Raw genomic sequence first — 22,415 nt, 5'->3', positions numbered from 1 at the left:
GTTCAGAAAGTGGTGCTGCTTATTTGGTCAGGATGAAACCTTTGAGCTTCGAGAATGCGGTCTCCAGCAGCTCTTTTTGCTGAGCGTAGTGCTTGTCGTAGTAACCGACGGCTGGCGATGCCGAAGCCGGGCGGCCGGCGTAAGCCAGACGCTGGCCCGCTTCCAGGCTCTCGAAGATATTGTGCTGAATCTGGAACCATGGGCCCTGATTCTGCGGTTCGTCCTGTGCCCACACCACTTCGGTCGCGGCTGGGAACTTTTTCAGTTCGGCAGCGAAGGCCTTGTGCGGGAACGGATACAGCTGCTCGATACGCAGGATCGCGGTATCGGTCTGGGCGCGGGTCTTGCGTGCGTTGACCAGGTCGTAGTAAACCTTGCCCGAGCAGACGATGACGCGCTTGACTTTCTTGGCGTCGATTTTCTCGTCGACTTCACCGATCACGGTCTGGAACGCGCCCTTGGCCAGTTCCGCCAGCGGCGAACCTGCATCCTTGTTACGCAGCAGCGATTTCGGGGTCATGATGACCAGCGGCTTGCGGAACTGACGCACCATCTGGCGACGCAGCACGTGGAAGATCTGCGAGGCGGTGGTTGGCTGCACCACTTGCATGTTGTTGTCGGCGCACAGCTGCAGGAAGCGCTCCGGGCGTGCCGACGAGTGCTCTGGGCCCTGGCCTTCGTAGCCGTGCGGCAGCAGCATGACCAGGCCGGAAGCGCGGCCCCACTTCACTTCGCCGGAGCTGATGAACTGGTCGATCACGACCTGGGCGCCGTTGACGAAGTCGCCGAACTGGGCTTCCCAGATGGTCAGGGTGTTAGGCTCGGCGGTCGAGTAGCCGTATTCAAAGCCCAGCACTGCCTCTTCCGACAGCACCGAGTCGATCACGGTGAATGGCGCCTGGCCTTCAGCGATGTTTTGCAGCGGCACGTAGGTGCCGGCATCCCAACGCTCGCGGTTCTGGTCGTGCAGCACAGCGTGACGGTGGGTGAAGGTGCCGCGGCCGGCGTCCTGGCCGGTCAGGCGCACAGCGTAGCCCGACGATACCAGCGATGCGAAGGCCAGGTGTTCGCCCATGCCCCAGTCCAGGTTCACTTCGCCGCGGCCCATGGCAGCGCGGTCAGCCAGCACTTTTTCTACCAGCGAGTGCACTTTGAAGCCTTCCGGCACGGTGGTGATGCGGCCGGCCAGGCGTTTCAGTTCGGTGGTCGGCACGGCGGTGTCGGCAGCGTCGGTCCACTTCTTGTTCAGGAACGGCAGCCAGTCAACGGCAAACTTGTTCTTGAAGTTGGAGATCACTGGATCGACGGTGTGCTTGCCGGCGTCCATGGCGTCGCGGTAAGCGGCCACCATCTGATCGCCGCCATCGGCCGGGATCACGTTCTGGGTCGCCAGCTTGTCGGCGTACAGCTTGCGGGTGCCTGGGTGCTTGCCGATTTTCTTGTACATCAGCGGCTGGGTCAGCGCCGGGGTGTCTTGCTCGTTGTGGCCCAGTTTGCGGAAGCAGATGATGTCCACCACGATGTCCTTGCCGAACTGGGCGCGGTAGTCCATGGCGATCTGCGAGGCCAGCACGGTGGCTTCCGGATCGTCGGCGTTGACGTGCAGCACCGGCGCTTCGATCATCTTCACCACGTCCGAGCAGTAGATGGTGGAACGGGCGTCGCGCGGGTCGGAGGTGGTGAAACCGATCTGGTTGTTGATCACGATGTGCACGGTACCGCCGGTGCCGTAGCCACGGGTCTGCGCCAGATTCAGGGTTTCCATCACCACGCCCTGGCCGGCGAACGCGGCGTCGCCGTGCACCAGGATCGGCAGCACTTGCTTGCCGGCGTGGTCGCCGCGGCGGTCCATACGGGCCTTGACCGAACCTTCAACCACCGGGTTGACGATTTCCAGGTGCGACGGGTTGAACGCCAGCGACAGGTGGACTGGACCGCCAACGGTCGAGATGTCCGACGAGAAGCCCTGGTGGTATTTCACGTCGCCGGCCGGCAGGTCGTCGCCGTGCTTGCCTTCGAATTCTTCGAACAGATCCTTCGGCGCTTTGCCGAGGGTATTGACCAGCACGTTCAGACGGCCGCGGTGGGCCATGCCGATCACGATTTCCTGCACGCCTTTTTCACCGGCGCGCTGGATGATCTCGTCGATCGAGGCGATGAAGGTCTCGCCGCCTTCCAGCGAGAAGCGCTTCTGGCCGACGTATTTGGTATGCAGGTAGCGTTCCAGGCCTTCGGCCGCGGTCAGGCGCTCCAGGATGTGCTTTTTCTTTTCCGGAGTGAAGTTCGGGGTCGAACGGATCGATTCCAGACGCTCTTGCAGCCAGCGCTTTTCAGCCGGGTCGGAGATGTACATATACTCTGCGCCGATCGAACGGGTGTAGGTGTCGCGCAGGAAGTTCAGCAGGTCGCGCAGGGTCGCGGTTTCCGGGCCGAAGTAGGTGTTGCTGATGTTGAATACGGTGTCCATGTCCGCATCCGAGAAGCCGTAGAAGCTCGGATCCAGCTCAGGGATGTTAGGACGCTCCTGGCGTTGCAGCGGGTCCAGGTTGGCCCAGCGGGAGCCCAGGTAACGGTAGGCTGCGACCAGCTGGGTGACGGCAACGCGCTTGCGGCCCATTTCGGCGTCGGCGGTGGCGGTAACGGTGCGGATAGGACCGGCTTTGGCGCGCTCTGCGAAGGAGGCGATGACGGAAGCGTGGGCTACGTCGGGTTTGTTGGAACCATCGACTGCCGGGACGTGCTGCATGGCGTCGAAGTAGGCGCGCCAGTTGTCTGGGACGGAGCCTGGATTGTCGAGATACGCTTCGTACAGTTCTTCAACGTACGGGGCGTTCCCACCAAACAGGTAGGAGTTGGACGTGTATTGTTGCATCATTCTTGCTCACCTTTCTTCGCGCTTCGCGAGGAATTAGCGGGTTAATCTAACCTTCCGCGACACGGCCTGACCGGTTAGCGGATTGCACATCAAGTTGTGGGGGAAGGGCTATTTGTTCAAGTAGTATTCAAACGGGCCATTCAGCATAGCACCGGTATTGTATCTCAACAATCATTGACGCGACAAAATCACGCTAAATCTTTCGGCGTTAATGCTAACTTAAGCCGCATGGACGCTTGGTTTGCGCCGTCAAACCAGCTTGCCAGCCAGTCAAGCATGGCGCGCAGCGCCGGCGCCATGTGCTGGCGCGAGGTGTAAATGCCATAGATGCCCATCCGGATCGGAGTGTAGCCAGGAAGCAACGCCACCAGCTTGCCGGCAGCGATCAGCGGGGCGGCGCTGTACAGCGGCTGCAGGGCGATGCCGCTGCCCTGCTCCGCCGCCTTCAGCAGGATCAGGTCTTCATTGGCGGACAGGTTGCCGCTGACCGGCACCGACAGCGCGGCGCCTGCCTCATCGGTGAACTGCCACAGGCTCTTGCCGAAATAGGTGTAGGTCAGGCAGTTGTGCCCGGCCAGCTCGTGCGGAGCGCGCGGCGTGCCGCGCGCCTGCAGATACGCCGGCGCCGCGCACACCACCGAGTCGCAATTGCCCAGCTGGCGGGCGATCAGGTTGGGCTCCAGGGTGTTGGTGACGCGCAGCGCCAGGTCGATGCGCTCCTCGATCAGGTTGACGGCGCGATTGCTCATCTGCAGATCGACCGCCGTGCGTGGATAGCGTTTCAGAAACTCGCCCACGGCCGCAGCCAGCTCAGCCTGCGCCAGCGATTGCGAACAGGTGACCCGCAACAGGCCCTGGGGCGTGTCGGCAGCGTCGCCGGCGGCCACCGCCATGTCGTCCGCCACTTCCAGCATGCGGCGGCAGCGCGCCAGCGTGACATCACCGGCGTCGGTCAGACTCAGGCGGCGGGTGCTCCGGTGCAGCAGCCGGGCGCCCGCCCACTGCTCCATCTCGGCCAGATAGCGCGTGACCATGGCGCGCGACATGTCCAGCGTGTCGGCGGCGGCGATCATGCTGCCGCGCTCAGCGATCGTGATGAACACCCGGGCGGCGGTAATGCGGTCCATGATTTGTCCGATTTATGCAATTAAAAAAGCCAGATTACCGTATTTTTCTATCGCATTGAGAAATTTAAGATGGCGTCATTCTTACTTTTCTGGAGTGATCATGTTCAAACAAGCCCTGCTGACCGCCGCCCTCGCCACCACCGTCGCCGCCCAGGCCGCGCCGTTGAAGCTGGATGTGTTCAATCCCGGTGAAGCGGCCATCTTCCCGGTCGCCTCGGTCATCGTCAGCGGCGACAACGATGCCGTGCTGATCGACGCCCAGTTCTCGCGCGCCGAAGCGCTCAAGCTGGTGGAGAAAATCAAGGCCGGCGGCAAGCGCCTGACCACCATTTACATCAGTCACGACGATCCGGACTTTTACTTCGGCCTGGACGTGATCCACGCCGCCTTCCCGGACGCGAAGATTGTTGCCACCCCAGCCGTGATTGCCGGCATCGAAAAGAAAAAAGCCGCCAAGGTGGCCTTCTGGGGGCCGATCCTGAAAGACAACGCGCCGCATGAAGTGATCGTGCCGCAGCCGCTGCAGGGCGACACCATCAAGCTGGAAGGCCAGACGCTGCAAATCAAGGATGCGCCGCGCGGTTACGTGTGGATCCCATCGATCAAGGCGGTGGTGGGCGGCGTGGTGCTGTTCAACGACCTGCACGTGTGGATGGCCGACACGCAAACGCCGGAATCGCGCCGCCAGTGGCTGGCCACGCTGGACGGCATTGCCGTCCTGAAACCGGCGACGGTGGTGCCTGGCCACTTCAAGCCGGGCGCGGCGCTGACCGCGGAGGCAATCAGCTTTACCCGCAACTATGTGCTCACCTTTGAAAATGAGACCGCCAAGGCCACGGACTCGGCCGCGCTGATCGGCCGCATGAAAGCGCTCTATCCAAACGCCGGCCTGCCGGGCGGCCTGGATACCAGCGCCAAGGTGGCCAAGGGTGAAATGAAGTGGTAAGCACGCGGGCGATGAAGTGATACACTGCGCCGTCCTTGTTTATCACCTCTTCCCATGCACACCCTTGAGCAGCTGCGCAGCGGCGCGCTGGCAGGCATCACCCGCCTGACTTTGCGCTGTGGCCTCACCGAATTCCCGCGCGAAATCTACACGCTGGCCGATAGCCTGGAAATCCTCGACCTGTCCGGCAATGCGCTGTCGGCGCTGCCGGACGACCTGCCCCGCCTGCACAAGCTGCGCATCATTTTCTGCTCGGACAACCAGTTTCAGGAGCTGCCGGGCGTGCTGGGCGCCTGTCCCTCGCTGACCATGGTGGGCTTCAAAGCCAACCGCATCCGCCGGGTGCCGGCCGCCGCCCTGCCGGCCAAACTGCGCTGGCTGGTGCTGACCGATAACGCCATCGAAGAACTGCCGGCCGAACTCGGCGAACGTCCGCAACTGCAGAAGCTGATGCTGGCCGGCAACCGCCTGCGCGCCCTGCCGGCGTCCATGGCGCAGCTGCGCCAGCTGGAACTGCTGCGCATCGCCAGCAACCAGCTGAGCGCGCTGCCGGACTGGCTGCTGGCACTGCCGCGCCTGACATGGCTGGCCTACGCCGGCAATCCGTTGTGCGATGCGCTGGAAGACACACTGGCGCACACGCCCTCCGCCGCCATCAGCTGGACCTCGCTGACGCTGCGCGAAAAACTGGGCGAAGGCGCCTCCGGCATCATCTACCGCGCCGACTGGCAGCGCGACGGCAACGCTGCCCCCGCGCCCGCGCCGGCCGCCGTCACCACGCCAGCTGCTATGCCGGTGGCCGTCAAACTCTTCCGCGCCGCCATGACCAGCGACGGCTCACCGCTGAGCGAAATGGCCGCCTGCCTCGGCGCCGGGGCTCATCCCAACCTGATCGCCATCCTCGGCCACCTGGAACACCATCCTGAAAACGCCCACGGTCTGGTGATGGAACTGATCTCGCCGGACTTCCACAATCTGGCCGGGCCGCCCAGCCTGGACAGCTGCACCCGCGACATCTACGCTGAAGACAAACATTTCGACCTGCCCACCGCGCTCAACATCGCCCGCGCCATCGCCTCGGCGGCAGCCCAGCTGCACAGCCACGGCATCATGCACGGCGACCTGTACGGCCACAACGTCCTGCACGACGATCACGGCCACACCCTGCTGGGCGACTTCGGCGCCGCCTCCTTCTACGACCCGGCCGGCCCGCAAGCCGACGCACTGCAAACACTGGAAGTCCGCGCCTTCGGCAACCTGCTGGAAGAACTGCTGGACCGCAGCGGCCAGGTCCCGCCGCGCCTGCGCCAGCTGCAAGCCGCCTGCCAGCAAGGCAGCCCGCGCTTCAGCGACATCAAAGAACAGCTAGACAATCCGGTCTAGATATTTTATTCTACATCCATGAGTACCTTACCGAAACCCACCGCCGCCGAACTGGAGATGCTGCGCCTGCTGTATGCGCTCGGCCCCGCCACGGCGCGGCAAGTGCACGAGGCGGCGCTGGAAACGCGTCCGGACACCAGCTACGCCAACGTCTTGCGCGTGCTGCAAGTCATGCACACCAAAGGCCTGCTGAAGCGCGACGAAAGCCAGCGCGCCCACGTCTACGCGCCGGTGCAGGAACAGGACTCCGTCCAGACCAGCCTGCTGAAAGACCTGATCCAGAAAGCCTTTGCCGGCTCCGGCAAAGCCCTGGTTCTGGCAGCCCTGCGCGGCGGCCACGTCAGCAAAAAAGAACGCGAAGAAATCCAGGCCCTGCTCGATCAGGAGAAGTAGCACTACAATGGTGCCCTTTCACTGCGCACCAGAACATGAACAACCGCTTTTCCTCCTGGCCGGAACAGGCCCATCCCGCGATTGCCGTCATGCTGGCGGTGGCGATTTGCGCCGTGCCAGTCGTACTGCCGCACTTTGATTTGGCCAACCTGCCGGTCAATCTGTTTGCCTATGTGTTCTGCTGCGTGCTGGTGTATCCGTTCGCCTCGCTGCTGCGCCGTCGCGTGACCAGCCTGCCGGCGATCTGGGGCGTGGCCGCGCTGTTCCTGCTGGCGGCTTGCTTTTATCACACCAACATTATCGCGGAAACCGCCAACAGCGCCTGGCCGCAGCGACGCGATGTGACCATCGATAAATTCCTCTACAACCTGCCGCAACTGACCATCGGCGTCCTGGGCTGGTGGCTACTGGTGCTGCGCCCCGACCGCCGCCACCGCGCAAGTTGATTTCCTGCCTATTGCTCTCTTAGACGTTTTCCGCTATATTGAACTCAAATTCGTTATAACGAATTCAGTAATGCATCAAGAGTCGGCTTGTCCGACGCCAACCTGCCTCCCCGGGCAAGGTGGATGCCCTTTGTGGCGATGCGGCCTTTTAACGGCAACGAAGCGGGCGCACATGGTTTGCTCCGAATCGGGCCAAGCTTTCAGGAGTAACCATGAGCACGCACACTTCCCTCGATACCCAGTTCCGCATGACGCACACCTTCCATCTGCAGCTGGGCGCCAATGAACCCGCCGCCAGCGAGCTGGAATCGACCTTGAAAAGCGCCGAGGCGCGCGTCGACAAATGGCTGATCCTGCGTCGCGGCGGCTGTTATGAGCACAGCATTACCGTGGGCGGCATAGGCGAAGCTTCGGCGCGCGCCCTGCGCAAGGCGCTGGCCAGCCTGAACCACGGCATCAAGGTCCATGTCGAACACATGCTGCATTTCGATCGCCCCGCAACACCGCGCTGATCCTGACTGGCGGACGTTCCAGATTGTGATATTCTTTTCATAATCCAACTTCTGTTCGCATCATGACGCAGAAAGCCCGCACAGCCCGACGCCACGCGGTCCGCCAGCCAGCCGTGCTGACCATGACCGACGAAAGCCGCCACGAGGTCCACACCCTGGACCTGTCGCACGGCGGCATCAGCCTGCAAACCGGCAGCCAGATCCGCCTGGCGCAATATTGCGCGGTCTCCTTCAAGGTCCAGCTGGGCGACACTGACCACAACGTGCTGGCCATGGGCCAGGTGGTCTACAGCGATCCCGATGCCGAACTGGGCTTCAAGACCGGCGTCCAGTTCCTGCGCATCGACGACAACAGCCGCGCCGTCTTCCACCAGCTTCTTGAGGAAAGCAAGGCCTGAGCTCCATAGCAGGCGCGCCACTTGAGGAGACGCGATCGTGAGCATGTCTTCCATCCACCCTATTGGGGTGATCTTGTTTGCGATCGGCCTTGCCGCGCTCGGCGCGTTCCTGATTGCCGAGCTGCGCGCGATGAGGAAAATGGGCGATGGAAAGTCACCGAATGCCGCCAGCTATGCCATCCCCTGGAAGGCGGTCATGTATGCGCCGCTGGCACACATTCCTGTCACGGCACTGGGCTGGTACGATGGCTTGAGGGGTCTGGTGGTGGTGACGGTGTTTATCACACCGATGTTTTACGTGGGCATGCTGTTCTGGGGCATACCGGCCTATCTGCTGCTGGTCAGGCTCAACATCTGGACCATCTGTGTGGCCGGTGGCGCCATCCCCGCAATTTTGCTCAGGCACGAACCGCGGTACCTGACCATGGTCATTGTTGGCGCTTGCGTCGCCGTCAGCGCCACAGCCTATCTGCTGAGCAGGCGCGAAAAAAAACGGGCCGCAGCCCGTTTTCCTGATGCGTTAATGGATTAACGCTTGTCCAGCGGCGGCACGTCGCGGGTTGGCGAGCCAACGAACAGCTGACGTGGACGGCCGATTTTCTGTTCTGGATCGGCAATCATTTCGTTCCACTGGGCGATCCAGCCGATGGTACGCGCCATCGCGAAGATACCGGTGAACAGCGACACTGGAATGCCCAGCGCCGATTGCACGATGCCCGAGTAGAAGTCGACGTTCGGGTACAGTTTGCGCGAGACGAAGTATTCGTCGTTCAGTGCGATCTTTTCCAGTTCCATCGCCAGCTTGAACAGCGGATCGTCCTGCAGGCCCAGTTCGTTCAGCACTTCGTGGCAGGTTTCGCGCATCAGCTTGGCGCGCGGGTCGAAGTTCTTGTACACGCGGTGACCGAAGCCCATCAGCTTCACGCCCGAATTCTTGTCTTTCACCTTGGCGATGAAGTCAGGAATGTTCTCAACCGAACCGATTTCCTTCAGCATGGTCAGTGCCGCTTCGTTGGCGCCGCCGTGGGCAGGACCCCACAGGCAGGCGATACCGGCAGCGATACAGGCGAACGGGTTGGCGCCCGACGAACCGGCCAGACGGACGGTCGAGGTCGACGCGTTCTGCTCGTGGTCGGCGTGCAGGATCAGGATGCGGTCCAGCGCACGCACCAGCACGTCGTTGACCTTGTACTCTTCGCATGGGTTGCCGAACATCATGCGCATGAAGTTGGCCGAGTACGACAGGTCGTTGCGCGGGTACATGAACGGCTGGCCGATCGAGTACTTGTAGGCCATGGCGACCAGGGTTGGCATCTTGGCGATCAGGCGGATGGCCGAGATTTCACGCTGCTTGGCATCGTTGATGTCCAGCGAGTCGTGGTAGAACGAGGCCAGCGCGCCAACGGTACCGACCAGCACCGACATCGGGTGGGCGTCGCGACGGAAGCCGCGGAAGAAGAATTGCATCTGCTCGTGCACCATGGTGTGCTTGGACACGGTGTCAACGAACTCTTTCTTCTGCGCTGCGTTCGGCAGTTCGCCGTTCAGCAGCAGGTAGCACGATTCCATGAAGTCGGCGTTCACGGCCAGCTGTTCGATCGGGTAGCCGCGGTATTGCAGTTCGCCCTTGTCGCCATCGATGTAGGTGATCGACGAGTTGCACGACGCGGTCGACATGAAGCCGGGGTCGTAGGTGAACTTGCCGGTGGCGCCGTACAGTTTGCGGATGTCGACCACGTCAGGACCGACGGTGCCTTTGTAGATCGGGAATTCGACCGATGGGCTGCCATCGGAGAACGACAGAGTGGCTTTGTTATCAGAGATGTTCATGGACTCTTCCTTCTTGGAGAGATGATGCAAGTAAAAAAAGCAAAAATTCTGGGTGTGAGGTATTACGCACTACGTAACCGTTGCAGCATCGCATGCACGTGCGGCAGGTCGATTTCGCCTTCCGGCTCTTTACGGGCCAGTACCAGATCCATCAGGGCATTGTCCGACAAGTCGAGGAGCCGCGTGAATGCGTCCACTTCCTCGTCGGTCAATTCGGTTTCATGCGCATCCAGAAAACGGGTGAGGATGATGTCGTTTTCCAGCAGACCCCGGCGGGAGCGCCAGCGCAGGCGGGCGCGGTTGGCTGGGTCGGACTGATGCGCAGAAGGGTTGGTTTCAGTCATAGTCGTGCTACTTTACACAAAAACGGGCGGCGCTGACGCCGCCCGTGTGCGCTACAGATTAAATCGCGCGGCGTACCATCAGCTCTTTGATCTTGCCGATTGCCTTGTTCGGGTTCAGACCTTTCGGGCACACGTCAACGCAGTTCATGATCGAGTGGCAGCGGAACAGGCGGTACGGATCTTCCAGGTTGTCCAGACGCTGGCCGGTGGCTTCGTCGCGCGAGTCGGCGATGAAGCGGTAGGCTTGCAGCAGGCCGGCCGGACCGACGAACTTGTCCGGATTCCACCAGAACGACGGGCACGAGGTCGAGCAGCACGCGCACAGGATGCACTCGTACAGGCCGTCCAGCTCTTCGCGCTGTTCCGGGGTTTGCAGGCGTTCTTTTTCAGGACGGATCGAATCGTTGATCAGGTACGGCTTGATCGAATCGTACTGTTTGAAGAACTGGGTCATGTCGACGATCAGGTCGCGGATCACCGGCAGGCCTGGCAGCGGACGCAGCACGATCGGCTCGGTCAGCTCGTTCAGGTTGGTGGTGCAGGCCAGACCGTTCTTGCCGTTGATGTTCATCGCGTCCGAACCGCACACGCCTTCGCGGCACGAGCGGCGCAGGGCCAGCGAGTCGTCAACGTCGGACTTGATGCGCTGCAGGGCGTCCAGCAGCATCTTGTCGGTGTCTTTCAGCTCGACGGTTACGTCCTGCATGTACGGCTTGGCGTCCTGGTCCGGATCGTAACGGTAAATTTTCAGTTTGAGAGTGCGTGCCATGTTGTATAGCCTTAGAAAGTACGTGGTTTCGGTTTGAAGGTATCAACCGTCAGCGGCTTGGTCACCACCGCCTTGTATTCCAGGCGGTTGCCTTCCGAGAACCACAGCGTGTGCTTCATCCAGTTGTCGTCGTCGCGGTGCGGGTAATCGTTGTGGGCGTGGGCGCCGCGCGATTCCTTGCGGGCGGCTGCCGAGACGATGGTGGCTTTCGCGGTTTCGATCAGGTTGTCCAGTTCCAGCGCTTCGACGCGGGCGGTGTTGAAGACCTTGGACTTGTCCTTGAACGAGACGTGCTTGCGGCGCTCGTCCAGCTTCATGATCTCTTCCACGCCTTTTTGCAGCGCTTCGTCGGTACGGAACACGCCGCAGTACTTCTGCATCGAAGCGCGGATGTCGTTGGCCACGCCCTGCACTTTTTCGCCGCCGGTCGAGGTTTCCAGCTTGTTCAGCCGGTTCAGTGCGAAGTCGGCCGCGTCTTTCGGCAGCGGCTTGTTTTCTTTCTGCTTCAGGTTGGAGGCCACCACGTGGTTGCCGGCCGCGCGGCCGAACACCACCAGGTCCAGCAGCGAGTTGGTGCCCAGGCGGTTGGCGCCGTGCACCGAGACGCAGGCGCATTCGCCGATCGCGTACAGGCCGTTGACCACTTTCTGGGTGCCGTCGCCGTTTGGCGTGACCACCTGACCGTGGATGTTGGTCGGAATGCCGCCCATCTGGTAGTGGATGGTCGGCACCACCGGGATCGGTTCCTTGGTGGCATCGACGTTGGCGAACTTGTGGCCGATTTCCAGGATCGACGGCAGACGCTTCTCGATGGTTTCCTTGCCGATGTGGCGCAGGTCCAGCATGACGTGGTCTTTGTTCGGACCGCAGCCGCGGCCTTCCTTGATTTCCTGGTCCATCGAACGCGACACGAAGTCGCGCGGCGCCAGGTCTTTCAGGGTCGGCGCGTAACGCTCCATGAAGCGCTCGCCTTCCGAGTTGATCAGGATACCGCCCTCACCGCGCACACCTTCGGTGATCAGCACGCCCGCGCCGGACACGCCGGTCGGGTGGAACTGCCAGAATTCCATGTCCTGCAGCGGCAGGCCGGCGCGTGCCGCCATGCCCATGCCGTCGCCGGTGTTGATGAAGGCGTTGGTCGAGGCCGCGAAGATACGGCCGGCGCCGCCGGTGGCGAAGATGGTGGTCTTGGCTTCCAGGATCATGACCTCGCCGGTTTCCATTTCCAGTGCCACCACGCCGACCACGTCGCCTTCGGCGTCGCGGATCAGGTCCAGCGCCATCCACTCGACGAAGAAGTGGGTGCGGGCGCGCACGTTGCGCTGGTACAGGGTGTGCAGCAGGGCGTGGCCGGTGCGGTCGGCCGCGGCGCAGGCGCGCTGCACGGCTTTTTCACCGAAGTTGGCGGTGTGGCCGCCGAACGGACGCTGGTAGATGGTGCCGTCCGGGTTGCGGTCGAACGGCATGCCGAAGTGTTCCAGCTCGTACACCACCTTCGGGGCTTCGCGGCACATGAATTCGATCGCGTCCTGGTCGCCCAGATAGTCGCCGCCCTTGACGGTGTCGAACATGTGCCAGAACCAGTTGTCTTCGGCCATATTGCCCAGCGAGGCGCCGATGCCGCCCTGCGCTGCCACGGTGTGGGAACGGGTCGGGAACACTTTCGACAGCACCGCCACGTTCAGGCCGGCTTCGGCCAGCTGCAGCGATGCGCGCATGCCGGAGCCGCCGGCGCCGACGATTACCGCGTCAAAGCGGCGGGTAGGGATTGCAGATTTGATAGCTGCCACGATTACACACTCCAGATAATTTGAATCGCCCAAACGGCGCAGCCGATCAGCCAGGCGATGGTGGCGATTTGCAGGGTCAGGCGCAGGCCAACGGCGCGCACATAGTCCATCCAGACGTCGCGCATGCCGACCCAGGCGTGGTAGAACAGGCCGATCAGGGTGACCGCGGTCACCAGCTTGAACCACTGCTGGGCGAACAGGCCGGCCCAGCCTTCATAGGTAAAGTTCTGGCCGCTCAGGAAGGACAGCACCAGGATGGCGGTGTACAGCACCATGATGACTGCGGTGACGCGCTGCACCAGCCAGTCTTTGACGCCATAGTGGGCGCCGACGACGCGGCGCTTAGGGCCGATACCGTTATCGTTAATGGACATTTCAGAAGACTCCAAACAGTTTCAGGGCGATCAGGGCGGTCAGCACCAGGCTGATGACCAGCACGGTGGCCGACGATTTACGTGCCGAGTGCTTGTCCAGGCCGATGTGCATGTCCATCACCAGGTGGCGGATGCCGGCGCACATGTGGTGCAGGAAGCCCCACACCAAGGCCAGGATGATCAGCTTGACCAGCGGGTAGGTCACAAAGCCTTCGTAGTACGCGAACGAGATCTCGGAACGCAGGGAATTTTGCAAGAGATACAGCACGAACGGCAGCAGCACGAACATCAGGACACCGGAAATACGGTGCAGGATGGACACAATGGCAGCCAATGGCATGCGGTAGTTGGACAGTTCGGTAACATGGATGTTACGGAACTCCGGCCGTTCTTTTTTAGGGGCTTCCCTTACGGCTTCTGACATAACAAGACCTCCTCAGGCTTATAACAAAAATTTGGTGAGACAGCGATTTTCGCCTATTTCCGCATTCATAACCAATATCTATTGTCACATATAACTAAAATAGTGTTTGGCAACACTGGCTGGCGGCCACTTTCCGTAGCTCAACGTATTATCAGCGCAACAATGCTACAGGCGTGTGACGCGCCCTTTCGTGTGCGCTGTGTCTCCTTCAATTCAACTCGTTGTGGTAATGGTGGCGCTCGGTCGAATACAAGCCGCGGCGCAATTCCACCGGCTTGTCACCATAGGTAAACGAGACCCGCTCCGACGCCAGCAACGGCGTGTTCACGGGGACGTGCAGCAGCGCGGCGTCGCCCTCGGCGGCGCACACGGCGCGGATTTTTTCGGTGGCACGGATCATGCGCGTGCCGAATTCAGACTCAAACAGGCCGTACATCGGCCCCTTGTACTCTTCCAGCCGCTCGGCGGTCAATCCCTTGAAGGTCAGACCCGGCAGCCACAGCTCTTCCACGATGGTCGGCACGGCGTCGAACGATTGTACGCGCTTGATGAAGATGACGGCATCCCCGGACTTCAGGTCCAGCAGGCGCGCCACGTCGGCCGGCGCGCGCATGCGCTTGACTTCGATGAACTTGCTTTCAGGGTAGTGCGGCACGCCCTCGTCGGGCATCAGGCGCAGGAAGCGGAAGTGCGCGCGCGCCTCGTGGTGGGTGGACACAAACGTGCCCTTGCCCTGCTTGCGCACCACCAGGTTTTCCGCGGCCAGCTCGTCGATCGCCTTGCGCACGGTCCCCTGGCTCACCTTGAAGCGGTTGGCCAGTTCGACTTCGCTGGGAATCAGCTCGCCCGGTTTCCATTCGCCGGACTGCAGGCTCTGCGTAATGAGGGCCTTGATTTGCTGGTACAGAGGAGAGAAAGTAGGAGACGAGCCCCCCGCGCTGCCAGCGTTGGCGGCAGCGGGATTGTTGTTCGGATTGGGCGGCGCGGAACTCATAGCCCACGATTTCACCACAAAAGGCCTGTGCCGTCCAGAAGAAATGGCAATAACTGATCTGTCTTATATAAGACATAAGATAGAATTGACAGATAGTGGCGCCCGGCCTACACTCCCGAGGCTACGCTTGCCAGATACATGATTATAAGCGTGGCATTTTGCAGTATGATTACGGTTTCCGGACCGGCCGCCGGTCCTGCTTCACGAACGATTCACTTCCCACTTTGGAGATTCATCATGGCTAAAACCCCACTGCGTGTTGCTGTTACCGGCGCTGCCGGCCAGATCGGCTACGCTCTGCTGTTCCGTATCGCCAACGGCGACATGCTCGGCAAGGACCAACCAGTTATCCTGCAACTGCTGGAAATCCCTGACGAGAAAGCACAGAAGGCGCTGAAGGGCGTCATGATGGAAATCGACGACTGCGCGTTCCCGCTGCTGACCGAAATGACCGCCCACTCCGACCCGCTGACCGCATTCAAGGATGTGGACTACGCCGTGCTGGTGGGCGCCCGCCCACGCGGCCCGGGCATGGAGCGTAAGGACCTGCTGGAAGCCAACGCCCAGATCTTCACCGCCCAGGGCAAGGCGCTGGACCAGGTGGCATCGCGCAATGTGAAAGTGCTGGTGGTCGGCAACCCGGCCAACACCAACGCCTACATCGCCATGAAATCGGCGCCGTCGCTGCCGGCCAAGAACTTCACCGCCATGCTGCGCCTGGACCACAACCGCGCCCTGTCGCAAGTGGCTGCCAAGACCGGCACCCAGGTAAAAGACATCGAGAAGCTGACCGTGTGGGGCAACCACTCGCCAACCATGTACGCCGACTACCGCTTCGCCACCGTGAACGGCAAATCGGTCAAGGAACTGATCAACGATCAGGAATGGAACGCCAACACCTTCCTGCCAACCGTGGGCAAGCGCGGCGCCGCCATCATCGAAGCGCGCGGCCTGTCGTCGGCGGCTTCGGCGGCCAACGCCGCCATCGACCACGTGCACGACTGGCACGTCGGCACCAACGGCAAGTGGACCACCATGGGCGTGCCATCGGATGGTTCGTACGGCATCCCTGAAGGCATCGTGTTCGGCTTCCCGGTGACCACCGAAAACGGCGAATACAAAATCGTTCAGGGCCTGGAAATCGACGCCTTCTCGCAAGAGCGCATCAACCTGACCCTGAAGGAACTGACCGAAGAGCGCGAAGGCGTCAAGCACCTGCTGCCATAATTCTTCGCTGTTCCAGTGGAACCGGTTAAACCACCGATCCGCCGTACCCGCCGCGCTGCCGAGAGCAGCGCGGCGGTTATTTCTTCACCCGCCCCATCACGCATGCACCCATCCGAGGTTTTATTCCAGGGTAACCGCCAGCCGCTGCTGCTGCCCGCCTGCGATCACTACGCCGGCTCCGAAAAGCTGATGCGCAAATCGATCGCCCTGCAACAAGAACTTGGTCCATTGTTCGATATCACCCTCGATTGCGAGGACGGCGCCAGCGCCGGCAACGAGGAAGCCCATGCCCGGCTGATCGTCGAACTGCTCAACTCCGAAGACAACAAATTCAACCGCATCGGCGCCCGCGTGCACGATGTCGACAGCCCGTTCTTTGCCCGCGACGTGGAAATCATCTGCGCCGCCGCCCCGCGCCTGGCCTACCTGATGCTGCCGAAAGCCGGCGGCGTGGCCGACGTCGAGCGCGCCATCAGGCTGATCAACACCCATGCCGCCAAGGCCGGCCGCAAGGACTTGCCGGTCCACGTGCTGATCGAAACCCATGGCGCCCTGCACGACGCCTACGCGATTGCCGCCCTGCCCCAGGTGCAGAGCCTGTCGTTTGGCATCATGGATTTCGTTTCCTCGCACTATGGCGCGATACCCGGCAACGCCATGCGCACGCCGGGCCAGTTCACCCACCCGCTGGTGGTGCGCGCCAAGCTGGAAATCGCCGCCGCCTGCCACGCGCACGGCAAGGTGCCGTCGCATAACGTCACCACCGAGATCAAGGACACGGCGGTGGCCGCCAACGATGCCCAGCGCGCCGCCGCCGAATTCGGCTACACGCGCATGTGGAGCATCCACCCCAACCAGATCAAGCCGATCATCAAGACCTTCACGCCGCGCCTGTCCGAGGTCAGCGAGGCGGCCGCCATCCTGCACGAAGCGGCCGCCGTGCAATGGGGGCCGATCTCCCAAAATGGCCGATTGCACGACCGCGCCAGCTACAGATATTATTGGACCGTTTTACAGCGCGCCAGACTGGCCGGGCTGACTTTGCCCGAGTCGGTGGCCGCGTTGTTCAACGGCAGTACCACCGATCACCCACAGGAAGCACACTGATGTCCATCTCCAAATTATTCATGGCCTGCAGCCTCGCGCTGGCCTCCCTGACCATGGCCAGCGCCGCCCACGCCGAAGGCGATGTGCCGGCCAAGAAAACCGTCAAGAAAGCGGTAGCAAAGACCAGCAAGAAAGCCGCCGCCGCCAAGCCGGTCGAGCCGAAAGCGCCGGATGAGGAAGCCGACGAGCCGGCCATCACCGACTCCGCCGTCACCGAGTTCGACTGCGAGCTGGGCAACAAGATCACCATCTACACCAACGCCAGCGACGACGCTCACATCGCGCTGCGCTGGAAAAAGCGCCTGCACCGCCTGACCCGGGTCGGCACCACCACCGGCGCCAACCGCTTTGAGAACAAGTTGTACGGCCTGATCTGGATCGGCATCCCGGCCAAGGGCATGCTGCTGGACTCCAAGCAGAACCGCCAGCTGGCCAATGAGTGCCGCAACGCCGAACAGTTGAAACCAGTGTCGACCGCTGCGACCGAACCGTCCAGCACCAAGATCACGATTCAGTAAGCACGCTTCACTTTAACAATAGACGATACCCACCCGAAGGAGAGGTCATGTCCCACAACACGCTTAACACGCTTCAGGAATTTAATATTTCGGGTAAAAAGGCGAAGTTCTATTCGCTGCCTGCCCTGGAAAAGAGCCTGGGCGCCAAAATCTCCCGCCTGCCGGTATCGATCCGCGTGGTGCTGGAGTCCGTTCTGCGTAACGTCGATGGCAAGAAAGTCACTGAAGAGCACGTCAAGCAGGTGGCCAACTGGGGCGCCACCGCCGAGCGCACCGAAGAAATCCCGTTCATCGTGGCCCGCGTGGTGCTGCAGGACTTCACCGGCGTGCCGCTGCTGGCCGACCTGGCCGCGATGCGCAACGTCGCCTACAAGATGGGCAAGAACGCCAAGAAGATCGAGCCGCTGGTGCCGGTCGACCTGGTGGTTGACCACTCGGTCACCATCGACCACTTCCGCGAGCCGAAGGCGCTGGACCTGAACATGAAGCTGGAATTCTCGCGCAACAACGAGCGCTACCAGTTCATGAAGTGGGGCATGCAAGCCTTCGACACCTTCGGCGTGGTGCCGCCGGGCTTCGGCATCGTCCACCAGGTCAACCTGGAATACCTGGCGCGCGGCGTGCACAAGGACGGCAGCGGCGTCTACTACCCGGATTCGCTGGTGGGCACCGACTCGCACACCACCATGATCAACGGCATCGGCGTGGTCGGCTGGGGCGTGGGCGGCATCGAGGCGGAAGCCGGCATGCTGGGCCAGCCAGTCTACTTCCTGACCCCGGACGTGATCGGTGTCAACCTGACCGGCGTGCTGCGCGAAGGCTGCACCGCGACCGACCTGGTGCTGACCATCACCGAAATGCTGCGCAAGGCCAAGGTGGTGGGCAAGTTCGTCGAATTCTTCGGCGAAGGCACCGAGACCCTGTCCGTGACCGACCGCGCCACCATCGCCAACATGGCGCCGGAATACGGCGCCACCATGGGCTTCTTCCCGGTCGATGACGCCACCATCGAATACTTCGAAGGCACCGGCCGCACCAAGGAAGAAATCGCCGCCTTCCAGGCCTACTTCAAGGCCCAGGGCATGTACGGCGTGCCGAAAGCCGGCGAGATCGACTACACCCGCGTGCTGGAACTGAACCTGACCGACGTCACGCCGTCGCTGGCCGGTCCGAAACGCCCGCAAGACCGTATCGAAATCGGCAACGTCAAGAACAACTTCATCGAACTGTTCTCGAAACCGACCTCGGAAAACGGCTTCAACAAAAAAGCCGAAGACCTGAACGCCACCTACACCACCACCAACGGCGTCCACGTCAAGAACGGCGACGTGCTGATCGCCGCCATCACCTCCTGCACCAACACCTCCAACCCGAGCGTGCTGCTGGCCGCCGGCCTGCTGGCCAAGAAGGCGGTGGAAGCCGGCCTGACCGTGGCGCCGCACATCAAGACCTCGCTGGCGCCTGGCTCGCGCGTGGTGACCGAGTACCTGACCGCCGCCGGCCTGCTGCCCTATCTGGAACAACTGGGCTTCGGCGTGACCGCCTACGGCTGCACCACCTGCATCGGCAACGCCGGCGACCTGACGCCGGAACTGAATGCCGCCATCACCTCGAACGACATCGTCGCTTCGGCCGTGCTGTCGGGTAACCGTAACTTTGAAGCGCGCATCCACCCGAACATCCGCTCCAACTTCCTGGCTTCGCCGCCGCTGGTGGTGGCCTACGCCATCGCCGGCAACATGACGGTCGATCTGATGACCCAGCCGGTTGGCAAGGGCAAGGATGGCAAGGACGTGTACCTGGGCGACATCTGGCCGACCTCGCAGGAAATCGCCAAGCTGATGAAGTTCGCCATGAACTCGAAAGTGTTCAAGACCAACTACGCCGATGTGAAGGGCAACCCGGGCAAGCTGTGGGAAAACGTGTCCTCGACCGAAGGCCAGGTCTACAACTGGCCGGCGTCGACCTACATTGCCGAGCCGCCATTCTTCGAAGGCTTCGAGATGACGCCGAAGGCGAGCGATCCGAACATCAAGGGCGCACGCGCGCTGGGCGTGTTTGGCGACTCGATCACCACCGACCACATCTCGCCAGCCGGCTCGATCAAGGAAGACGGCCCGGCCGGTAAATGGCTGAAAGAAAACGGCGTGCAGAAAGCCGATTTCAACTCCTACGGCTCGCGCCGCGGCAACCACGAGATCATGATGCGCGGCACCTTCGCCAACGTGCGCATCAAGAACAAGATGATCCCGCCGAAGGCCGACGGTTCCGCAGTGGAAGGCGGCATCACCATCCACCAGCCATCGGGCGAACAGCTGTCGATCTACGACGCGGCCATGAAGTACGTGGCCGAAGGCACCCCGACCATGGTGTTTGGCGGCGAAGAATACGGCACCGGCTCGTCGCGCGACTGGGCAGCCAAGGGCACCCAGCTGCTGGGCGTGAAGGCGGTGATCGTGCGTTCGTTCGAGCGCATCCACCGCTCCAACCTGGTCGGCATGGGCGTGCTGCCGCTGCAATTCATCGGCAACGACTCGGTGGAATCGCTGGGCATCACCGGCAAGGAAACCTACGACCTGAAGGGCCTGGACGGCGAAATCAAGCCGCAACAGCTGGCCACCCTGGTGATCCACCGTGCAGACGGTTCCAGCCAGGAAGTGAAAGTGCTGCTGCGTATCGATACCCCGATCGAAGTCGACTACTACAAGCACGGCGGCATCCTGCCGTTCGTCCTGCGCCAGCTGCTGGCGGCCTGATACGCCAGGCGCCGCACCATAGGAGCCGGGTTCGCCCGGCTTTTTTTATGCACGTTTGCCGAATCATCTACAATAGGGTCATAATCCGTTTTATTCACTTTTAATGAGACTCTTCGCGCGATGCGTCGTTCAAAACAAGCTTCATCCCATAAGTTGTCCGCCGAGAGCCAGCGCCTCGCCACCTACGCCCAGGCAGTCGGGCAGGCGGCCAGTCGCATCGAAGAACGGGCATGGGAACACTCCCTCGATGCACAGCTCCAGAAACTTCTGAAAACCGGCCACCAGGACACCATCGACGCCACCCTCAACGCGCTGTTCAAGGAAGACCTGAACGCGTACGACGTGCTGATGGACAGCGTGGAAGCGGTCAGCGAATCGAGCCACATCACCATCGACACCGCCGATGGCGTCAGCAAGCAATTCGACGTGCTGCTGGTGGCCGCGCCGATCCTGGCGTGGACCCGCTTTGCGATTGCCTCCGGCGCCATTCCGGCCGACATCCTGCAAACCCTGTCGGCGCACTTCTCGGCGCACCTGCTGGCCGACGGCACCCAGATGGCCATGTCGCCGACCCTGTTCTCGATCGACCAGCTGCCGCGCAGCCACGTCGAGACCTACGGCAAGGTGCAAAAGCTGGCGCAGGCCGCGCTCAAGGGCACGGTGCTGAAGGCCGACACCAAGGTCCCGGAAACCGCGCCCTTCCTGGCCGACACCCGCTACCTGCTGGCGGCCGTGGTGGCGCCGGCCGGCGCCCCGCTGTTCCGCTGGCAAATGGCCGAGCACCAGGCCAGCTTTGCCGCCGAGCGCGCCGCCGCGCTGGAGCAATGGCGCGCGCAGGCCACGCCGACCGTCAACCGCCTGCTGCCGGGTTGCGGCGTCGAACTGCTGCTGCCGGAAGCCTACTACATGGCCTGCCGCGAAGCGGACAAGCTGATCCGCCCGGTCTCGATCCGCGCCGCCGTGCACTACCTGACGCACACGCTGGCGGTCGAGCCGAACGAACTGCGCGCCGTGATTGCCGGCTTTGGCGAAGAAAATGCCGACGGCCAGATCGATGAATACCGGGTCGCCTTCACCCAGCGTTCGTCGACCGACGTGATTTACGGCGTGGTATGGCCGCTGTACGGGCAGGAAGATGAGGAAGGCACGCCGCCGGAAGGTCCGGGCGCGCTGAACGCCCTGCAAAAGCCGATGACGCCGGTGGAAGACATCACCGCCCACCTGAACGCGGCCGGCATCACGCAAGTGAAAAAGCTGGGCGAGCGCTACGTGATGGAATTCTGCGACGACTGCGGCGCCCCGCTGTTTGCCGATCCGCAAGGCGAGCTGGCCCACGCCGAAATGCCGGAAGACGCCCCCACCGGCACCGAGCACTTCCACTAAGCAAAAGCCCCTGTTCAACAGGGGCTTTCTACTTGAGCGGCGGGATATTGATGATGATGGTTGGCGGCGCCTGTGTCGGAGGCGCTGGTGCAGGCTGCGGTATTGGCTGCGCCTGCACAGCCACCGGGGCGGCAGGCAATGGCGGTTTCAGCAATTGGCCCAGCGCGGCGGCCAGGCCGCCAAAGCCGATGAACAGGCCGATCATGCTGCCGACCATCCACTTGTGTATGTCAGCACGCAAGGCTTCAATATCCGCCTTGGTTGCCAAGGTCGGCAGTATCGTATCGAAGCGCGCCTCAAGCGCAATTTGCCGTTCGTTGTCCATCCTTACAGCTTAGGACAAGCGAACGGCTTTACCAAGCGGAGTATGGATGCCTGATCAGGCTTGAATTGAGATAGCGCAAATCGTGCGTGACTTCCTCGCCGATCCAGTCCGGCTTGTCGAACTGCTGGCCTTCCGACTGCAATTCAATCTCCGCCACCACCAGCCCGGCGTTCGCGCCGAGGAATTCATCAACTTCCCACACATTGCCGGCGTAGCTGATGCGGCGGCGGTACTTCTCGATCAAGGGCTGCTCGCACAAACCGTCGAGCAGCTCGGCCGCGTCAGCCACAGGAATCTCATACTCCCACTCGCCGCGCGTGGCGCCCTTGTTGGCGCCCTTGATGGTGATCACCGCGCGCGCGCCCTCGATGCGCACGCGCACCACGCGTTCCTTGTGCGACGACAGGTAGCCCTGCTTGAACAGCACCGGTTCGCCCAGCGCCATCCAGCCATCGCCGCTCAACAGGAACTTGCGCTCGATCTCAACGCCCATG

Annotated in this window: 23 protein-coding genes and 1 riboswitch; of the genes, 12 read left to right on the top strand and 11 right to left on the bottom strand. The window is 62.0% G+C overall.

Features of this window, described 5'->3' with window-relative positions; all coding sequences use genetic code 11:
• Positions 1-19: 19 nt before the first annotated feature.
• Positions 20-2,875 carry a 2-oxoglutarate dehydrogenase E1 component gene (locus ABDW57_RS22805; protein WP_343732440.1) on the bottom strand — a complete coding sequence of 952 codons (2,856 nt, stop codon included), beginning with the start codon at positions 2,873-2,875 and terminating at the stop codon, positions 20-22.
• A 188-nt stretch (positions 2,876-3,063) separates the two neighbouring features.
• Complete coding sequence (locus ABDW57_RS22800; RefSeq protein ID WP_343732439.1) at positions 3,064-4,002, bottom strand: LysR family transcriptional regulator; 939 nt, start codon at positions 4,000-4,002, stop codon at positions 3,064-3,066.
• Between the two features lie 100 nt (positions 4,003-4,102).
• Between ABDW57_RS22800 and ABDW57_RS22795 the strand changes: the two genes are divergently transcribed.
• The 7 genes from ABDW57_RS22795 (at position 4,103) to ABDW57_RS22765 (ending at position 8,612) form a co-directional block, all read left to right on the top strand.
• A complete protein-coding gene (locus ABDW57_RS22795; protein ID WP_343732438.1) occupies positions 4,103-4,948 on the top strand; it encodes an MBL fold metallo-hydrolase in 846 nt (281 codons plus the stop codon).
• Positions 4,949-5,002: 54 nt separating this feature from the next.
• Positions 5,003-6,331: a leucine-rich repeat-containing protein kinase family protein gene (locus ABDW57_RS22790; protein ID WP_343732437.1), complete on the top strand. Its 1,329-nt coding sequence runs from the start codon at positions 5,003-5,005 to the stop codon at positions 6,329-6,331.
• A gap of 18 nt (positions 6,332-6,349) precedes the next feature.
• On the top strand, positions 6,350-6,724 hold the full coding sequence (locus ABDW57_RS22785) for a BlaI/MecI/CopY family transcriptional regulator (RefSeq protein WP_176647866.1): 375 nt from the start codon (positions 6,350-6,352) through the stop codon (positions 6,722-6,724).
• A 35-nt stretch (positions 6,725-6,759) separates the two neighbouring features.
• Positions 6,760-7,170 (top strand): hypothetical protein, encoded by a 411-nt coding sequence (locus ABDW57_RS22780; protein ID WP_343732436.1) that lies wholly within the window; start codon positions 6,760-6,762, stop codon positions 7,168-7,170.
• A 67-nt stretch (positions 7,171-7,237) separates the two neighbouring features.
• A riboswitch (SAM-I-IV-variant riboswitch) is annotated at positions 7,238-7,342 on the top strand.
• Positions 7,343-7,382: 40 nt separating this feature from the next.
• Positions 7,383-7,682 carry a hypothetical protein gene (locus ABDW57_RS22775; RefSeq protein WP_343732435.1) on the top strand — a complete coding sequence of 100 codons (300 nt, stop codon included), beginning with the start codon at positions 7,383-7,385 and terminating at the stop codon, positions 7,680-7,682.
• 62 nt (positions 7,683-7,744) lie between these two features.
• A complete protein-coding gene (locus tag ABDW57_RS22770) occupies positions 7,745-8,080 on the top strand; it encodes a PilZ domain-containing protein (RefSeq protein WP_343732434.1) in 336 nt (111 codons plus the stop codon).
• 43 nt (positions 8,081-8,123) lie between these two features.
• Positions 8,124-8,612 (top strand): hypothetical protein, encoded by a 489-nt coding sequence (locus tag ABDW57_RS22765; RefSeq protein WP_343732433.1) that lies wholly within the window; start codon positions 8,124-8,126, stop codon positions 8,610-8,612.
• Here ABDW57_RS22765 and gltA read toward each other — a convergent pair.
• The 7 genes from gltA to ABDW57_RS22730 form a co-directional block, all read right to left on the bottom strand.
• Positions 8,609-9,910: a citrate synthase gene (gene gltA / locus ABDW57_RS22760; RefSeq protein WP_343732432.1), complete on the bottom strand. Its 1,302-nt coding sequence runs from the start codon at positions 9,908-9,910 to the stop codon at positions 8,609-8,611. The two genes, ABDW57_RS22765 and gltA, sit on opposite strands and share 4 nt — an antisense overlap.
• A gap of 62 nt (positions 9,911-9,972) precedes the next feature.
• Positions 9,973-10,254, bottom strand: a complete 282-nt coding sequence (locus ABDW57_RS22755; RefSeq protein WP_161012877.1) for a succinate dehydrogenase assembly factor 2 — start codon at positions 10,252-10,254, stop codon at positions 9,973-9,975.
• 58 nt (positions 10,255-10,312) lie between these two features.
• The gene (locus ABDW57_RS22750) at positions 10,313-11,023 is read right to left on the bottom strand and encodes a succinate dehydrogenase iron-sulfur subunit (protein ID WP_155463463.1); all 711 of its coding nucleotides are present in this window, start codon (positions 11,021-11,023) and stop codon (positions 10,313-10,315) included.
• 11 nt (positions 11,024-11,034) lie between these two features.
• Positions 11,035-12,813: a succinate dehydrogenase flavoprotein subunit gene (gene sdhA / locus ABDW57_RS22745; protein WP_343732431.1), complete on the bottom strand. Its 1,779-nt coding sequence runs from the start codon at positions 12,811-12,813 to the stop codon at positions 11,035-11,037.
• Positions 12,814-12,815: 2 nt separating this feature from the next.
• Positions 12,816-13,187: a succinate dehydrogenase, hydrophobic membrane anchor protein gene (sdhD, locus tag ABDW57_RS22740; protein ID WP_343732430.1), complete on the bottom strand. Its 372-nt coding sequence runs from the start codon at positions 13,185-13,187 to the stop codon at positions 12,816-12,818.
• 1 nt (position 13,188) lies between these two features.
• Positions 13,189-13,611, bottom strand: a complete 423-nt coding sequence (sdhC, locus tag ABDW57_RS22735) for a succinate dehydrogenase, cytochrome b556 subunit (RefSeq protein WP_343732429.1) — start codon at positions 13,609-13,611, stop codon at positions 13,189-13,191.
• 208 nt (positions 13,612-13,819) lie between these two features.
• Positions 13,820-14,605: a GntR family transcriptional regulator gene (locus ABDW57_RS22730; RefSeq protein WP_343732428.1), complete on the bottom strand. Its 786-nt coding sequence runs from the start codon at positions 14,603-14,605 to the stop codon at positions 13,820-13,822.
• Positions 14,606-14,842: 237 nt separating this feature from the next.
• On the opposite strand from ABDW57_RS22730, the gene ABDW57_RS22725 reads away from it, so the two are divergent.
• From ABDW57_RS22725 to ABDW57_RS22705, 5 genes are all read left to right on the top strand, one after another.
• Positions 14,843-15,832 (top strand): malate dehydrogenase, encoded by a 990-nt coding sequence (locus tag ABDW57_RS22725; RefSeq protein ID WP_176647854.1) that lies wholly within the window; start codon positions 14,843-14,845, stop codon positions 15,830-15,832.
• Positions 15,833-15,934: 102 nt separating this feature from the next.
• Positions 15,935-16,939, top strand: coding sequence for an aldolase/citrate lyase family protein (locus ABDW57_RS22720; RefSeq protein WP_343732427.1), 1,005 nt, complete (start codon positions 15,935-15,937; stop codon positions 16,937-16,939).
• Positions 16,939-17,457, top strand: a complete 519-nt coding sequence (locus ABDW57_RS22715; RefSeq protein ID WP_343732426.1) for a hypothetical protein — start codon at positions 16,939-16,941, stop codon at positions 17,455-17,457. Before ABDW57_RS22720 ends, ABDW57_RS22715 begins: the two co-directional genes overlap by 1 nt.
• Before the next feature lie 47 nt (positions 17,458-17,504).
• Positions 17,505-20,213, top strand: coding sequence for an aconitate hydratase AcnA (acnA, locus tag ABDW57_RS22710; RefSeq protein ID WP_343732425.1), 2,709 nt, complete (start codon positions 17,505-17,507; stop codon positions 20,211-20,213).
• Positions 20,214-20,333: 120 nt separating this feature from the next.
• The gene (locus tag ABDW57_RS22705) at positions 20,334-21,596 is read left to right on the top strand and encodes a DUF2863 family protein (RefSeq protein WP_343732424.1); all 1,263 of its coding nucleotides are present in this window, start codon (positions 20,334-20,336) and stop codon (positions 21,594-21,596) included.
• A gap of 28 nt (positions 21,597-21,624) precedes the next feature.
• Here ABDW57_RS22705 and ABDW57_RS22700 read toward each other — a convergent pair whose 3' ends face one another.
• Both ABDW57_RS22700 and ABDW57_RS22695 read right to left on the bottom strand, forming a co-directional pair.
• Positions 21,625-21,921, bottom strand: coding sequence for a hypothetical protein (locus ABDW57_RS22700; protein ID WP_343732423.1), 297 nt, complete (start codon positions 21,919-21,921; stop codon positions 21,625-21,627).
• Between the two features lie 28 nt (positions 21,922-21,949).
• Complete coding sequence (locus tag ABDW57_RS22695; protein ID WP_343732422.1) at positions 21,950-22,414, bottom strand: CYTH domain-containing protein; 465 nt, start codon at positions 22,412-22,414, stop codon at positions 21,950-21,952.
• Between the last annotated feature and the right edge of the window lies 1 nt (position 22,415).

Origin of the sequence: Duganella sp., from assembly GCF_039595735.1 — a bacterium.
GTDB lineage: Bacteria > Pseudomonadota > Gammaproteobacteria > Burkholderiales > Burkholderiaceae_D > Rugamonas.
This window is presented reverse-complemented; position numbering and strand designations above follow the sequence as displayed.